At 71.4% G+C, this 15,128-nt stretch carries 12 protein-coding genes; 6 read left to right on the top strand and 6 right to left on the bottom strand.

The window, feature by feature from the left end; all coding sequences use genetic code 11:
• Positions 1-127 precede the first annotated feature (127 nt).
• Positions 128-3,493 carry a S8 family serine peptidase gene (locus ACIBJC_RS20005; protein ID WP_399294039.1) on the bottom strand — a complete coding sequence of 1,122 codons (3,366 nt, stop codon included), beginning with the start codon at positions 3,491-3,493 and terminating at the stop codon, positions 128-130.
• A 192-nt stretch (positions 3,494-3,685) separates the two neighbouring features.
• A complete protein-coding gene (gene dusB, locus ACIBJC_RS20000; protein ID WP_399294036.1) occupies positions 3,686-4,816 on the bottom strand; it encodes a tRNA dihydrouridine synthase DusB in 1,131 nt (376 codons plus the stop codon).
• A gap of 65 nt (positions 4,817-4,881) precedes the next feature.
• Between dusB and ACIBJC_RS19995 the strand changes: the two genes are divergently transcribed.
• Positions 4,882-6,384, top strand: coding sequence for an MFS transporter (locus tag ACIBJC_RS19995; RefSeq protein WP_399294033.1), 1,503 nt, complete (start codon positions 4,882-4,884; stop codon positions 6,382-6,384).
• On the opposite strand, the gene ACIBJC_RS19990 is transcribed toward ACIBJC_RS19995, so the two are convergent.
• Entirely contained in the window at positions 6,351-7,277 is a 927-nt protein-coding gene (locus ACIBJC_RS19990; protein ID WP_399294030.1) for a helix-turn-helix transcriptional regulator, read from the bottom strand. The two genes, ACIBJC_RS19995 and ACIBJC_RS19990, sit on opposite strands and share 34 nt — an antisense overlap.
• A gap of 101 nt (positions 7,278-7,378) precedes the next feature.
• On the opposite strand from ACIBJC_RS19990, the gene ACIBJC_RS19985 reads away from it, so the two are divergent.
• Positions 7,379-8,851 carry an MFS transporter gene (locus ACIBJC_RS19985; RefSeq protein WP_399294027.1) on the top strand — a complete coding sequence of 491 codons (1,473 nt, stop codon included), beginning with the start codon at positions 7,379-7,381 and terminating at the stop codon, positions 8,849-8,851.
• Positions 8,852-8,963: 112 nt separating this feature from the next.
• On the opposite strand, the gene ACIBJC_RS19980 is transcribed toward ACIBJC_RS19985, so the two are convergent.
• Positions 8,964-9,212, bottom strand: a complete 249-nt coding sequence (locus ACIBJC_RS19980; protein ID WP_399294024.1) for a DUF6243 family protein — start codon at positions 9,210-9,212, stop codon at positions 8,964-8,966.
• A gap of 261 nt (positions 9,213-9,473) precedes the next feature.
• On the opposite strand from ACIBJC_RS19980, the gene ACIBJC_RS19975 reads away from it, so the two are divergent.
• A complete protein-coding gene (locus ACIBJC_RS19975; protein WP_399294021.1) occupies positions 9,474-10,493 on the top strand; it encodes an aldo/keto reductase in 1,020 nt (339 codons plus the stop codon).
• 178 nt (positions 10,494-10,671) lie between these two features.
• On the top strand, positions 10,672-11,256 hold the full coding sequence (locus ACIBJC_RS19970) for a TetR family transcriptional regulator (RefSeq protein WP_399294018.1): 585 nt from the start codon (positions 10,672-10,674) through the stop codon (positions 11,254-11,256).
• A 48-nt stretch (positions 11,257-11,304) separates the two neighbouring features.
• On the opposite strand, the gene ACIBJC_RS19965 is transcribed toward ACIBJC_RS19970, so the two are convergent.
• Positions 11,305-11,511 carry a hypothetical protein gene (locus tag ACIBJC_RS19965; protein ID WP_399294015.1) on the bottom strand — a complete coding sequence of 69 codons (207 nt, stop codon included), beginning with the start codon at positions 11,509-11,511 and terminating at the stop codon, positions 11,305-11,307.
• A gap of 140 nt (positions 11,512-11,651) precedes the next feature.
• Positions 11,652-13,031 carry a glycine--tRNA ligase gene (locus ACIBJC_RS19960; RefSeq protein WP_329827193.1) on the bottom strand — a complete coding sequence of 460 codons (1,380 nt, stop codon included), beginning with the start codon at positions 13,029-13,031 and terminating at the stop codon, positions 11,652-11,654.
• Positions 13,032-13,186: 155 nt separating this feature from the next.
• Between ACIBJC_RS19960 and ACIBJC_RS19955 the strand changes: the two genes are divergently transcribed.
• Positions 13,187-14,188, top strand: coding sequence for a metal ABC transporter substrate-binding protein (locus tag ACIBJC_RS19955; protein ID WP_399294010.1), 1,002 nt, complete (start codon positions 13,187-13,189; stop codon positions 14,186-14,188).
• A 100-nt stretch (positions 14,189-14,288) separates the two neighbouring features.
• The gene (locus ACIBJC_RS19950; RefSeq protein ID WP_399294007.1) at positions 14,289-15,128 is read left to right on the top strand and encodes a metal ABC transporter ATP-binding protein; all 840 of its coding nucleotides are present in this window, start codon (positions 14,289-14,291) and stop codon (positions 15,126-15,128) included.

Genomic DNA, 15,128 nt, shown 5'->3' with positions numbered 1-15,128 from the left:
GCCGCGCCCAGCACAGCGCGCAGCACCCCGCCCAGCACCCCGAGATCGGCCTCCTCCCTCGGGCATAACAGGTGTGTCCCCGGAGCCGCGGGGGCTCCGGGGACACAGGGGTGGTGCGGAGGAGGTGTCAGGAGGCCTGCGGCGTCAGCAGGTAGGCGTCCGTGACCGTCACCTTGTACCCGTTGCCCTCGGTGTCCTTCAGGACGCCCCTGAGCGAGACCGAGGTGGCGGACGCGGGGTGGTCCAGCGTGATGCCGCGCTCACCGTTCTCGGTGGTGACGGGCGCCTTCCGCCAGGTGGCACCGCCGTCGTAGGACGCCTTGACCGTCAGGGAGCCGATGCCCTTCCTGGCCGCGTGGCCCTGGACGACGAGCGGGACCCGCAGCGTCGTGCCCGCCTCGGCGGAGCTGGCCAGGGTCAGCTTCGGGGCGAAGCCGAGGGTGGACAGCGGCAGTGCGACCAGCGTGTTCCCCGGCGAGGCGGAGGTGAACGTCCACTCGGCGCTGACCCGGGTGGAGACCCGGGAGACCTCGGGCTTGCGCGACGCCTCGATACTCACCGTGTACGCGGACGACTTGGCCGGCAGCCCGGACATCTGGACGCAGGGGTCATTGCCCTCCTGGAACATCTCCCCGTCCACCGTCACCGTTGCCTTCACGCCGGCCAGCCCGGAGTGACCCGGGCGGCCCGAGGTGTCGGTGAACACCGGCTGGCAGACGACCGCGAAGTCCTGGACACGGAACAGGTCCCCGGCCCGGGCGTCCGGCGAGAAGACACCGACGTTGAGCGTGACGCCGTAGCGCTCGCCCGCCTCGTACCTGCGGCCCTGGTCCCGGTCGTAGAGGACCTCGTACGCGCCGTCGAAGGGCTCGTCGGCGGGCGCCTGCCCCACGCCGAAGGACCAGCGGTAGCCGGGCGGCGTGGTGACGTACTGCTTCGAGGTGTACGGGAGGGGGACATGGTTGCCCGCTCCGCCGATCCCCATGAAGTCGTTCCACCACATGGGGTGGACCGATCCCACCTTGCCCGGCGCCGGGGCGCCCACCAGCGCCTCGATCTCGGCGAGTTCACTCCTGTCGGCCTGGTGCGTGAAGCCGTCGTACATGCTGCCGTCACGCGTGTAGAGCAGGCTGTACGTGTCCCCGCCGTCCGCCAGCATGGTGCCGACCTGGGCCTGGAACTCCTTGCCCGACACGCTCGCGCCGACCGATCCGGTCGAGAAGGCGTCCAGCGAGTCCAGGAGGAAGAGGCCGTAGGTGCCGCCGTCGCCGATGTCGAGGTTCCAGGACACCGACGCCTGCACCGGCTCGGTGGCCACCGGGGCCGTGACGGAGAGCGGCTTGGCGTCGCGCCCGTCGAAGTCGATGCTCATGTCCTCGGTGACGCTCAGCTTCTGCTGGATCAACTGGGAGACTTCGGCGTCCCGGCCGTCCTTGGGGGTGATGATCGGCGCGTCCACGAGATAGTCGCCCTTGGGCACGCGGAGGGTGACCTTGCCGTCGCCGGTCCACGCTCCGGCCTGCGCGGCGGTGGCGCGGTTGATGAACGCGACGGACGCCTCGGCCGGGTCGCCGTTCCTGTTCAGCAGGTTCACCGTGACGTCGTACGACTCGGCCTCACGCGTGACGCCGAAGGCCGTGCGCAGGCTCTGGCCACCGGCCTTCGCCGCCCCGGCCTCCTTCGCCACCAGCGCGCCGGAGAAGGCGCCGTACTGGTCGCTGACGCGGGTGTCCAGGGTCAGCGCGGCCTTCGCCGTGCCTCCGGCGGGCACGGTGACCTGCCGTGTCCCGGTCGTGGCCAGCCCGGCGGGTGCGGGACTGCCGTCGGGGCCGACGGCCTCCGCCGCCAGATCGAGGGTGACGTCCGCGGTCCCCTCGTTGCGGTACGTGACCTCCTTGGTGACCGGTTCCGCGCCCTCCTCCGACCAGAGCTGGGTGCCGAACCCGATCGAGGTCTCCTCGGTGACGACGGTCTGGGTGATCGCCTTCGCCACGTCGGTGCGGCCCGTGCCCTGCTGGAACGCCGTCAGTCCCTGGGTGGCGACGGCCGAGGCGGTGAGGGCCCGCTTGAGCCGCTCGCCGCTCCAGTCGGGGTGGCGCTGCGCGAGGATCGCCGCTGCGCCCGCGACATGCGGCGCCGCCATCGACGTACCGCTCATGGCGACGTAGCCGTCGCCCGCCGGGGAGCCGAGGGTTCCCTCGGCCGCCTTCGCCGCGACGATGTCCACGCCCGGCGCGGTGATGTCCGGCTTCAGCGATCCGTCGGCGGACGGTCCGACCGAGGAGAAGTCGGCGATGGCGTCCTCGCGGTCCACCGCCCCGACCGTGAGGGCCGCCGCCGCGCTGCCGGGCGATCCGATGGTGCCCTCGCCGGGTCCCGCGTTGCCCGCCGAGACGACGAAGAGGATGCCGCTGCTCTCGGAGAGCGAGTCGACGGCCTCCTCCAGCGGGTCGATCTCCGCGCCGTCGTAGCCGCCGAGGCTCATGTTCGCGACCTTGGCGCCCTGGTCGGCCGCCCACTGCATCGCGCCGAGGATGGCCGAGTCGGAGCCGTACCCGTCGTCGTCGAAGACCTTGGCGTCCAGGATCCGCGCCTTGGGCGCGACGCCCTGGTACGTTCCGCCGGCCTTGGCGCCGCTGCCGGCGATGGTCGAGGCCACGTGGGTGCCGTGCCCGGCCCGGTCCACGGCGTCGGCCGAGCCGGAGAAGTTCTTCTCCTCGACCTCCACACCCGCGAGGTCCGGGTGGGTCTGGTCCACGCCGGTGTCGATGACGGCGACCTTCACCCCGTCACCCTCGTACCCGGCCTCCCACGCGGTGGGCGCGCCGATCTGCGGGACGCTCTTGTCCAGGTCGACCTTGCGCTTGCCGTCGAGCCACACGCGGCTGATGCCGGAGGCCGCGATCCGCGCCTCGGCCTTGCCCGCGTCGGCGGTCAGCGCCTGCCACACGCCGTCGGTGCCGTCCTTGGCCGCCGCGAGGGCCTGGCCGTCGACGGCGGGGAGGTTCCGCCCGGCCTTCGCGCCCGCCGCGGCGACGCGCGACTTCGCCGTACCGGCGCCTGCCTTCTTGTACGAGACGATCAGCGGGAGGGTGTCGCGGTGGGCGTCGTCGTACTCCGCCTCGACGAGGCCGGTCACATCGAACAGCCGCCGGTCCACCGTGCCCTGTCCGACGAGCCGCTGGGCGTCGGTCGGGATCACGTACGTACGGTCGCCCTCCCGGCGCACCGACATCGGTACGTTCTCGCGGCCCTCGGCGGGACGCACCTGGGCCACATTGCCGCGGCGGTCCACGTCGACCCGGTCGCCGGTGATCAGCGTGACCGTGGCCGCGCCGGGTGCGGAGTCGCGGTTTAATGCCTGGCCACCGGCGGATGCTCCCGGTGCCGCCGGTGTCGCGGCGCCGGCCGTGGTCGCGAGGCCGGCGGCGAGCGCCACCGCGACGGCGACGGCGCCCGCCCGGTAGCCGGGGGGTCTGCTGGGTCTGCGCATGGAAGCTGCCCGTCTTTCTCATCGGAGAGTCGGAGAAAGACGAACGCTGCTGCGACAGTGTGATGATCCGTGGACCGGAATATAACGTTTCGATAACGCACCGACCGCGCTCGGCGGACGCCCCCACGCACCGGCCGCACTCCGCAGGCGCCCTCCACGCGTCACCCCACGCCTCGCCCCCGTGCGGAGCGCTCAGCCGCCGGACGTGTCCAGCTCCGCGTCCGCGCCGAGGCCCGCGCAGTCGTACGGATCCTTCAGCCAGCCGTCCGGCAGGACGACCCGGTTGTTCCCCGACGTACGCCCGCGCGGCCCGTCCGCACCGTCCGGCCACGGCTGGTCCAGGTCGAGCCCGGCCATCAGCTCGTCCAGCTCCGCGAGCGACGAGGTGATCGCGAGCTGCTTGCGGAGCTGCGACCCGACCGAGAAGCCCTTCAGGTACCAGGCCACGTGCTTACGGAAGTCGATCACCCCGCGGGCCTCGTCCCCGATCCACTCCCCCAGGAGCTGGGCATGGCGCCGCATGACGGCGCCGACCTCGCGCAGCGTCGGCGCCGCGACCGTCCCCGTACCCTCGAACGCCGCCACCAGGTCGCCGAAGAGCCACGGCCGCCCCAGGCAGCCGCGCCCCACGACCACCCCGTCGCAGCCGGTCTCGCGCACCATGCGCAGCGCGTCCCGGGCCGACCAGATGTCGCCGTTGCCGAGCACCGGGATCTCCGGCACGTGCTCCTTGAGGCGCGCGATCGCCTCCCAGTCGGCGGTGCCGCCGTAGTGCTGCGCGGCGGTCCTGCCGTGCAGCGCGATCGCCGTCACGCCCTCCTCGACCGCGATGCGCCCCGCGTCCAGGAACGTGAGGTGGTCGTCGTCGATGCCCTTGCGCATCTTCATCGTGACCGGCAGATCGCCCGCGTTCGAGACCGCCTCGTGCAGGATCGCGCGCAGCAGGGGCCGCTTGTACGGCAGGGCGGAGCCGCCGCCCCTGCGGGTCACCTTGGGCACCGGGCAGCCGAAGTTGAGGTCGATGTGGTCGGCCAGATCCTCGTCCACGATCATGCGGACCGCCTTGCCGACGGTGACCGGATCCACCCCGTAGAGCTGGATCGAACGCGGCGTCTCGGTCGCGTCGAAGTGGATGAGCTGCATGGTCTTCTCGTTGCGCTCGACCAGGGCCCGGGTCGTGATCATCTCGCTGACGAACAGCCCCTTCCCCCCGCTGAATTCCCTACAGAGGGTGCGGAAGGGGGCATTGGTGATTCCGGCCATGGGCGCGAGCACGACGGGCGGGGTCACGGGGTACGGGCCGATGGTGAGTGGGGCGGTCATCCGGCCATTGTCGCGCACCGGGGGATTCATTAGTTAGCCGTACTACTCAGTCGTACCATCGAGGCATGCCCGAGCTGAGTTCCCGGCGGAAAATGCTGGTGCTGTCGATATGTTGCCTGAGTCTTCTGATCGTCAGCCTGGACAACACCGTCCTCAATGTCGCCCTCCCCTCCATGCAGCGCGAGCTGCACGCCTCGGTCTCCGGGATGCAGTGGACGATCGACGCGTACACCCTCGTCCTCGCGTCGCTGCTGATGCTCGCGGGCTCCACCGCCGACCGGATCGGCCGCCGCCGGGTCTTCCAGACCGGTCTCGTCCTCTTCACGCTCGGCTCGGCGCTCTGCTCCCTCGCGCCGAACCTCACCTCGCTCGTCGTGTTCCGCATGATTCAGGCCATCGGCGGCTCGATGCTCAACCCCGTCGCGATGTCGATCATCACCAACACCTTCACGGGACCGCGTGAGCGCGCCCGCGCCATCGGTGTCTGGGGCGCCGTCGTGGGCATCTCGATGGCGGCGGGCCCGCTGGTCGGCGGGGTGCTGGTGGACACGGTCGGCTGGCGGTCGATCTTCTGGATCAACCTGCCGATCGGGCTGGCCGCCCTCCTGCTGACCTGGCGGTACGTCCCCGAGTCCCGTGCGCCGAAGCCGCGCCGCCCCGACCCGGTGGGGCAGCTCCTGGTCATCGGCGTCCTCGGGGCGCTGACGTACGCGATCATCGAGGCGCCCGCGGAGGGGTGGACCTCGCCGCTGATCGTGTCGTTCGCCGCCTTCTCCGCCCTCTGTCTGGTGGGGCTGGTCCTGTACGAGCCGAGGCGCGCCGAGCCCCTGATCGACCTGCGTTTCTTCCGCAGCGCGCCGTTCAGCGGGGCGACCGTGATCGCCGTGTGCGGCTTCGCGGCGCTGGGCGGCTTCCTCTTCCTGAACACGCTCTACCTCCAGAACGTCCGCGGCCTGTCCGCCCTCCACGCGGGCCTCTACATGCTGCCCATGGCGGCCCTGACCTTCCTCTGCGCCCCGCTGTCGGGCCGGCTGGTCGGCAGCCGTGGCCCGCGGCTGTCCCTGCTGGTCGCGGGTACGGCGATGACGGCGAGCGGGCTGCTCTTCGCCACGCTGGACGCCGAGACGACGACCGGGCTGATGTTCACCGGGTACGTGCTCTTCGGGCTCGGCTTCGGCATGCTGAACGCCCCCATCACCAACACCGCCGTCTCCGGGATGCCCCGCGCCCAGGCGGGTGTGGCGGCGGCCGTCGCCTCCACGAGCCGCCAGATCGGCCAGACGCTGGGGGTCGCGGTGATCGGCGCGGTGCTGGCGGGCGGGGTCGCCGCGAGCGCGGCGGGCGGGGTCGGCTCGGCCGCGTACCGCAGCGGGTTCGCCGACGTGAGCGGCACGGCATGGTGGATCATCACGGCGTGCGGGCTCTGTGTCCTGCTGGTGGGCGCGCTGACCAGCGGCGCCTGGGCGCGGGGGACTGCGCTGCGCGCGGCGCGACGCCTGGAGGCCGAGCCCTCTCCGGCGGACCTGGTGAAGGCTCAGACCCCGGCGGACACCGGAGCGGAGTCCTGAACCTCCTGGGCCTTCGGGGCCGCTGGGGCCTTCGGGATCCGCGCCAGCTTCTCCAGTCGGAGCCTGGACTCCTCGTCCACGGGTACGTACGTGACCAGCCGGGGCCCCGAGGCGGGCCCGAGCCAGAGGTTGGTGTGCTCCAGGTCGAGCCGGCCGACGCGCGCGTTGACGAACCGCTTGGTCCGGTCGCCCACCGGGGCCACCACCTCGTGCCGCTCCCAGATCTCCCGGAACTCGGGCGAGGCCGCGCGCAGCCGCCCCAGGAGCGTCTTCCACGGCGGCTCGGCGAGATGCTCGGCCATGGCGGCCCGGAACCTGGCCGCCATGATCCGGACGGTCTCGTCCCGGTTGCCCAGCGCGGAGCGCCACTCCTCGTTGGTGAAGGCGAGCAGCATGCAGTTGCGGTCCTCGGGCGGCACGGCGTCCAGGTCGCACATGAGCAGGCTGTAGGCCCGGTTGTACGCGAGGATGTCGTACCGGCTGTTCTGCACGCACGCCGGGAAGGGGTCGAGCCGCGTCAGCATCTCCCGCAGGGCGGGGGTGATGGTCGGGCAGGGCGTCCCGGGAGCGGGATCGACCGCACCGGCCAGCGAGAAGAGGTGGGCGCGCTCGCCGGCGTCGAGGAGCAGGGCGCGGGCCAGGGCGTCCAGGACCTGGGCGGAGACCTGGATGGACCTGGCCTGTTCGATCCACGTGTACCAGGTGACCCCGACGGCGGAGAGCTGGGCGACCTCCTCGCGGCGCAGTCCGGGGGTACGGCGCCGGGCCCCCCGGTCGAGTCCGACCTGCTCGGGCGTGATGCGCTCCCGGCGGCTCCGCAGGAACCCCGCGAGTTCATGCCGCCGGATGTCGGTCGCCTGTCCGTCCGCCGAGGTCTGCGCGAGGGTGTTCATGGTTCCAGGGTGCCGCACGGCCCATCCCGTTGCCAGGTAGTACCGGTACCGGAATAAGGAGACTCTGGTACCAGGCTCGCAGAAGGAGCACCCTCGATGAGGTGAGCAGATCATCCACCTCCCTCCCGACCCCGTCCACCGCCACCGGCACCACCCCGGCCGGCGCGGTGGCACCCGTCGTACGCGATCACGGCTCCGTCCTCGGACCGCTCGGGCTGTTCACCGTGCTCCTCGGCGCCGCGCTGCCCCTGATCGACTTCTTCATCGTCAATGTCGCCCTGCCGACCATCGACCGCGATCTGGCGGCGGGACCCGCACTGCTGGAGCTGGTCGTCGCCGGGTACGGGCTGTCGTACGCCGTGCTCCTGGTCCTGGGCGGCCGGCTCGGGGACATGTTCGGCAGACGGCGGCTCTTCCTGGCCGGCATGGCGGCCTTCGGCCTCACCTCGCTGGCCTGCGGACTCGCGCCGACCGCCTGGACGCTGGTCGGGGCGCGGGTCGCGCAGGGCGCGGCGGCGGCGCTGATGCTGCCGCAGGTGCTGGCCACGATCCACGCCTCGACCACCGGACCGCGCCGCGCCAAGGCGCTCAGCCTGTACGGGGCGACCGCGGGGCTGGCGATGGTGGCGGGCCAGATCCTCGGCGGCGTGCTCGTCGCCGCCGACCTGGCGGGCACCGGCTGGCGGGCGATCTTCCTGGTGAACGTGCCGGTCGCGCTGGCCGGCCTGGTGCTGGCGTTCCGTTCGGTGCCCGAGACGCGCTCGCAGCGGCCCGCGCCGGTCGACGTACCGGGGACGCTGCTGCTGGCGCTCTCCCTGATCACGCTGCTCGCCCCGCTCACCGAGGGCCGGGCGGCCGGCTGGCCCCTGTGGACCTGGGTCTCGCTGGCGGCCTTCCCGGTCGTGGCGTACGTCTTCCTGCGCGTGGAGCGGCGGGCCGACCGGCGGGGGCGTACGCCGCTGGTGCCGCCGAGCCTGTTCGCGCTGGTCTCGCTGCGGCGGGGGCTCGCGCTGGTCGTGCCGTTCTCGATCGGCTTCGGCGGCTTCATGTTCGTGATCGCCGTCGCGCTCCAGCAGGGTCTGGGGATGGGGTCGGTGGCCGCCGGGGTGGCGCTGGTGCCGATGGCGGTCGCGTTCTTCGGGGCGTCGCTGGCCGGGCCGCGGCTGATCCGGCGGTACGGCAGCCTCGTCGTGACGGCGGGCGCGATGCTCCAGGCGGTCGGTGTGGCGCTGCTGGTGCTCACCGTGCGGGGCGACTGGCCCGCGATCGGCACGGTGGAACTGCTGCCGGGGATCGCGCTGGCCGGTCTCGGCCAGGGGCTCCAGCTCCCGGTGATCATCCGGATCGTGCTCTCGGACGTACCGGCCGAACGGGCCGGTGTGGGCAGCGGGGTGATGGTCACGGCCCAGCAGTCCGCGCTGGCGCTGGGAGTGGCGACGCTGGGTTCGCTCTTCCTGACCCTGACGTCCTCGGTGGGGATGCGGGACGCGCTGGCGGTGACGCTGCTGGTGCAGCTCGGGGCGGTGATCCTGACGGCGGCGCTCAGCCTGCGGCTGCCGCGCGCGATCGGCTGAGGGTGCGCGATCGGCTGACGGCGACAGGGGGCTGACGGTGACAGGGGTGTGGGCCCGGATCACGAGGTGATCCGGGCCCACACACGCGCTGTTCGGCAGCGGGCGGGCGGCGTCAGGCCTGCGCCGCGTCCTCGCCGGTGGCCGGGGTGGCGGTCGCGTCGCTCCGCTCCGCGTCCTGACCGGCCTGCTCCTGTCCCTGGGCCGCCGCGCGCTCCCGCATCTTGCGCAGCAGCTCCTGCTTCTGGTCGGCGGAGGCCTTGCGGTTGGCGTCGCGGGCGGGACCGCTGGACTGCGGGTCCGTGCGGGTCAGCTTCGTGCGCTGTCCGCCCACGCCGAGAAGGTTGTTGCGGCTCTTTGCCACGGGGTTCTCCCGAAGTGATGAGAAGTGATCTGCGGATTCGTCGGTGGGGGGCGGTGCGGTGGCCGCCGCGCTCTCACTCGTAGATCTGGAAGAACATGCCCAAGACGCTACCACCGGGCACGACCGGGAGGTAACGCATTTTCCGGGGCCCGGCGGCGCCGGACGACCACGCCGGACAAATGAACGAGTGACAGATATTGAAATCTGTCACTCGTCATGTCATCGTTGGTGTGTCCGGATTCACGTACGAAGGAAGCCGCCATGACCACCCACGCCATCGCCACCCGCCCCCTCGGCGCCACGGGCCCCCGGGTCTCCGCCCTCGGTCTCGGCTGCATGGGCATGTCCAACGTGTACGGAGAGGTGGACCGCGCCGAGTCCATCGCCACCGTGCACGCCGCGCTCGACGCGGGCGTCACCCTGCTCGACACCGGCGACTTCTACGGGATGGGGCACAACGAGCTGCTGATCGCGGAGGCACTGCGGACCGCGCCCGCGGGGGCCCGCGAACGGGCGCTCACCAGCGTCAAGTTCGGCGCCCTGCGCGATCCCGACAACGGCTGGGGCGGACACGACGGACGCCCGGCCGCCGTCAAGAACTTCGCCGCCTACTCCCTCCAGCGGCTCGGCACCGACCACATCGACGTCTACCGGATCGCCCGCGTCGACCCCGACGTCCCGATCGAGGAGACCGTCGGCGCCATCGCCGAACTGGTCCAGGCCGGCCACGTACGCCACATCGGCCTCTCCGAGGTGGGCAGCGACACCATCCGCCGGGCCGCTTCGGTCGCCCCGATCGCGGATCTCCAGATCGAGTACGCGCTGGTCTCGCGCTCCATCGAGAACGGCATCCTGTCGACGGTCCGTGAGCTGGGCATCGGCATCACGGCGTACGGAGTGCTCTCGCGCGGGCTGATCAGCGGCCACTTCACCCGCGACCGCGAGCTGAGCCCGGGCGACTTCCGGGCGACGAGCCCGCGCTTCCAGAGCGAGAACCTCGATCACAACCTGGCGCTGGTCGGCTTCCTGCGCGAGATGGCCGAGCGGAAGGGGGCCACGGTCGCGCAGATCGCCATCGCCTGGGTCCTCGCCCAGGGTGAGGACATCGTCCCGCTCGTCGGCTCCCGCCGCCGTGACCAGTTGACCGAGGCCCTCGGCGCCCTGGACGTCACGCTCGACGCCGCCGATCTCGACGCCCTCCGCGAGGCCTTCCCGGCGGACGTCGCGGCGGGCGACCGCTATCCGACCGGGCAGATGTCGGCCCTGGACAGCGAGCGGTGACCGCGGCGCGGCAGGACCGCACGCGGCCCCGACGGGCGGCACCGACGGCTCCCCCGTCGGGTTGTCCGACCAGGCGTCCCCGGTAGTGTCACCTGGCACGCCAGGTCACCTACCGCTGGCACGCCAGGTCACCTACCGCCGCCGTACGAGCCGCACGAGCCATGAAAGGCCGGGCCCCATGTCCCCCGAGACCCTGACCGCCGAGCGCATCCTCGAAGCGACCGAGGAGGTGCTGCGCCGTTACGGGCCGGCGAAGGCGACGGTGGTGGATGTGGCGCGGCTGCTCGGGGTCAGTCACGGCAGCGTCTACCGGCACTTCAGGACGAAGGCGGCGCTGCGCGAGGCGGTCACGGCGCGCTGGCTGAGCCGTACGGAGCGGGTGCTGCAGGAGATCGTCGACGGGGAGGCCGGGCCCGGCCCCGAGAAGCTGCGCGGCTGGCTGCTGGCGCTGTTCGACACCAAGCGCCACAAGGCGGGCGACGACCCCGAGCTGTTCGCCACGTACTCCGTGCTCGCCGGGGAGCACAGCGACACGGTGGACGCGCATCTGACGAAGCTGACCGGACAGCTCACGCGGATCGTCGAAGAGGGCGTGCGCGCGGGCGAGTTCGTGGCGCCCGACCCGGCGGGCGCGGCCGGGGCGCTCTTCGTCGCGACGGCCCGCTTCCACGACCCGTGCTACGCCCCGGAGTGGCGCAAGCCCACCATCGACGCCGACTTCACCGCCGTCTCCGATCTGCTGCTGCGCGGTCTGAGGCCCTGACCGGGAGAGCCGGCCCCCGCCTCCGTCCCTCCGGCCGACCGGCAGGCGTCAGCCCGTCGTCGGGTCCACCGTGGCCTGGTGCGCCTCGGTGAGGTGTTCCTCGGCCTTGAGCCACGGAAGGAACTGCGCCCCCTTCTGCCAGCCGCAGGTGTCACATATCAACGACCGCTGCACACCCGCCTTCTGCACGCGGACGACATGCTCCCGTCCGTGCTGATCCCATCGGCTGACCTTGCTGGTGGTGGAGGACGGCATGATCCGTTCCTCTCTTGTCGGGGAGCGCCCAGTGTGCCGCAAGGACCGGCCGTGGAGCGCGGGCAGGCCCCCGGTTCCTTCGCGGAACCGGGGGCCTGTCCGTACCTCTGGGGCCTCTGGGGCTTCTTGGGCCTCTGGGGTCAGCAGCCGAGCAGGTGCTCGCCCAGGTAGCTCTGGATGCGGTCCAGCGAGACGCGCTCCTGCTTCATCGTGTCGCGCTCGCGCACCGTCACCGCGTTGTCGTCCAGGGTGTCGAAGTCGACGGTGACGCAGAACGGCGTACCGATCTCGTCCTGGCGGCGGTAGCGGCGGCCGATGGCGCCCGCGTCGTCGAACTCGATGTTCCAGTTGCGCCGCAGGTCCGTCGCGAGGCCCTTGGCCTTCGGCGAGAGCTGCGGGTTGCGGGAGAGCGGCAGCACGGCGACCTTGACCGGCGCGAGGCGCGGGTCGAGACGCATCACGGTGCGCTTCTCCAGCACGCCCTTCGCGTTGGGCGCCTCGTCCTCGTTGTACGCGTCGAGGAGGAAGGCGAGCATCGCGCGGCCGACACCGGCGGCGGGCTCGATGACGTACGGGGTCCAGCGCTCACCGGCCTCCTGGTCGAAGTACGACAGGTCGTGGCCCGACGCCTTGGAGTGCGCGGAGAGGTCGTAGTCCGTGCGGTTGGCGACACCCTCCAGCTCGCCCCACTCGCTGCCGCCGAACTGGAAGCGGTACTCGATGTCGGCGGTGCGCTTGGAGTAGTGCGAGAGCTTCTCGGCCGGGTGGTCGTACCAGCGCATGTTCTCCTCACGGAGACCCAGGTCGCGGTACCAGTTCCAGCGCTGCTCCATCCAGTATTCCTGCCACTGCTCGTCCTCGCCCGGCTTGACGAAGAACTCCATCTCCATCTGCTCGAACTCGCGCGTGCGGAAGATGAAGTTGCCCGGAGTGATCTCGTTCCGGAAGGACTTGCCCATCTGCGCGATGCCGAACGGCGGCTTCTTGCGCGAGGTCTGCTGCACCTGGGCGAAGTTGGTGAAGATGCCCTGCGCGGTCTCGGGGCGCAGGTAGGCGACCGAACCGGAGTCCTGCGTCGGGCCGAGGTGCGTGGAGAGCAGACCGGAGAACTGCTTGGGCTCGGTGAAGGTGCCCTTGTTGCCGCAGTTCGGGCAGTTCAGCTCGGAGAGGCTCGCGGGGGCCTTGCCGTGCTTCGCCTCGTACGCCTCCTCCAGGTGGTCGGCGCGGAAGCGCTTGTGGCAGGAGGTGCACTCGGTGAGCGGGTCGGTGAAGGTCGCGACGTGGCCGGACGCCTCCCAGACCTCCGTGGCGAGGATCACCGACGAGTCGATGCCGACAACGTCCTCGCGCGAGGTGACCATGTAGCGCCACCACTGACGCTTGAGGTTTTCCTTCAGCTCGACTCCGAGCGGCCCGTAGTCCCAGGCGGCCCGCTGACCACCGTAGATCTCACTGCACGGGTAGACGAAGCCACGGCGCTTGCTCAGGTTGACGATGCTGTCGATCTTGTCGGCGGCCACGGGTCTCTCTTCATTACGACGACGACGAACGGCGAATGCTTCAGATTAGCGGCGCGCGCACCCCTTCGATCAAATCGGTGCGGAGCAAGGGACATTCCGGCCCGTTACCCGCCCCTTGTTGACAATCGTTTCCACTTTTGTTGAAAATGACTGTCATGAACGTACGACGACGCCTCATACCCACCGCCACTCTCGCCGGAGCCCTCACGCTCGGCATGGTCGCGCTGTCCGCCTGCTCCTCCTCCGAAACCGGCGGGAAGAGCCGGGACGGCAAGCTCGCGGTGGTCGCGTCGTTCTACCCCATGGAATACCTGGCCCAGCAGATCGGCGGCGACCACGTCTCCGTCACCACCCTCACCAAGCCCGGCGTCGAGCCGCACGACCTGGAGCTGAAGCCCCGGCAGGCCGCCCAGCTCGGCGAGGCCGACGTCATCCTCTACCTCAAGGGCATCCAGCCCGCCGTGGACAAGGCCATCGACCAGTCCGGGGCGAAGACGGTCATCGACGCGACGGCCCTCACCACCCTGGAGAACCACGGCACGGAGACCGGCCACGACCACGGTCACGACGGCGACCACGCCGGTGAGGCCGCCACGGACGAGGCCGACCACGGGCACGAGGAGTCGGACACCGACGGCAAGGACCCGCACATCTGGCTCGACCCGGTGCGGTTCGCCGAGGTCGCCCAGGGCGTCGGTGCCTCCCTGGAGAAGGCCGACCCGGACCACGCCGCCGCGTACAAGAAGAACACCAGCGCGCTGGTCACCAAGTTGAACGGCCTGAACACGTCGTTCAAGAAGGACCTCGCCGACACCGGCACCAAGACCTTCATCACCACCCACGCCGCCTTCGGCTACCTCGCCGAGCGTTACGGTCTGGAGCAGGAGGCCATCGCCGGCATCGACCCCGAGTCGGAGCCGAGCCCGGCCCGGGTGAAGGAACTGGAGACCATCGCGAAGCGCGACAAGGTCACCACCGTATTCTTCGAGACACTCGCCAGCGACAAGACCGCCAGGACGGTGGCCGGGGACTCCGGGCTCAGGACGGACGTCCTCGACCCGATCGAGGGAATCACGGACAAGACCAGGGGCCGTGACTACATCGAGGTCATGCGGTCCAACCTCGCCGCCCTGCGCACCGCGCTCGGCGCGAAATGAGATGACGTGACACGGAGCGGGCGAAACGATTCCCCTGGCAGCGGTGGTTCCCCTGACAGCGGCGACATCAGCGACGAGACCAGCAACGGAGGCGCCTGACATGGCGACGGTGGAGAGCGACCACGCCAGGGCGGCGGAACGCGCCGCGGCGCACCCCGGTACCAACGGCGGACCGCCGCCCGTCATCACCGTCCGCGGCGCCACCGCCACGCTCGGCTCGCGCCCCGTGCTGCGCGGCATCGACCTCACCGTGCGCCGCGGCGAGGTCGTCGCCCTGCTCGGCGCCAACGGCTCCGGCAAGTCCACCGCCGTACGCTCCGTGATCGGCCAGGTCCCCCTGGGCGACGGCGAGATATCGCTCTTCGGCACCCCCCTGCGCCGCTTCCGCGACTGGCGGCGCGTCGGCTACGTACCGCAGCGCACCACCGCCGCGAGCGGCGTGCCCGCGACCGTCCGCGAGGTCGTCTCCTCCGGCCGCCTCTCCCGTACGAGCCCCCTGCGGCTGGGATGGCCCACCAAGGCCGATCGTGCGGCCGTTCAGCGGGCCATCGAGCTCGTGGGCCTCGGTGACCGCGCCAAGGACTCCGTGGGCGCCCTGTCGGGCGGCCAGCACCAGCGGGTGCTGATCGCCAGGGCGCTCGCCTCCGAGCCCGAGCTGCTGATCATGGACGAGCCGATGGCGGGCGTCGACCTGGCCAGCCAGGACATCCTCGCGGCGACCCTGCGCGAGCAGGTGGCGGCCGGCGCGACCGTCCTGCTCGTGCTGCACGAGCTGGGCCCGCTGGAGCCGCTGATCGACCGCGCGGTGGTGCTGCGCGACGGCTGCGTGATGCACGACGGACCGCCGCCCAAGGCGGTCGGCCAGCACGCCCTGCCCGGCCACGACCACGTTCATCCGCACGCGGCCGGCGAGCCGCTCCGTACAGGACTGCTGACCTGA

It is taken from the genome of Streptomyces sp. NPDC050509, from assembly GCF_044457965.1.
Taxonomy (GTDB): domain Bacteria; phylum Actinomycetota; class Actinomycetes; order Streptomycetales; family Streptomycetaceae; genus Streptomyces.
Note: the sequence above shows the minus strand (reverse complement) of the source record. Positions and strands in the feature narration are given on the sequence as shown.

Bases quoted from the DNA above. Each gene is read 5' to 3' on its own strand.
- ACIBJC_RS19950 (WP_399294007.1), top strand. From the start codon at position 14,289: ATGGCGACGGTGGAGAGCGACCACGCCAGGGCGGCGGAACGCGCCGCG.
- ACIBJC_RS19955 (WP_399294010.1), top strand. From the start codon at position 13,187: ATGAACGTACGACGACGCCTCATACCCACCGCCACTCTCGCCGGAGCC.
- ACIBJC_RS19990 (WP_399294030.1), bottom strand. From the start codon at position 7,277: ATGAACACCCTCGCGCAGACCTCGGCGGACGGACAGGCGACCGACATC.
- dusB (WP_399294036.1), bottom strand. From the start codon at position 4,816: ATGACCGCCCCACTCACCATCGGCCCGTACCCCGTGACCCCGCCCGTC.
- ACIBJC_RS19970 (WP_399294018.1), top strand. From the start codon at position 10,672: ATGTCCCCCGAGACCCTGACCGCCGAGCGCATCCTCGAAGCGACCGAG.
- ACIBJC_RS19965 (WP_399294015.1), bottom strand. From the start codon at position 11,511: ATGCCGTCCTCCACCACCAGCAAGGTCAGCCGATGGGATCAGCACGGA.
- ACIBJC_RS19995 (WP_399294033.1), top strand. From the start codon at position 4,882: ATGCCCGAGCTGAGTTCCCGGCGGAAAATGCTGGTGCTGTCGATATGT.
- ACIBJC_RS20005 (WP_399294039.1), bottom strand. From the start codon at position 3,493: ATGCGCAGACCCAGCAGACCCCCCGGCTACCGGGCGGGCGCCGTCGCC.
- ACIBJC_RS19975 (WP_399294021.1), top strand. From the start codon at position 9,474: ATGACCACCCACGCCATCGCCACCCGCCCCCTCGGCGCCACGGGCCCC.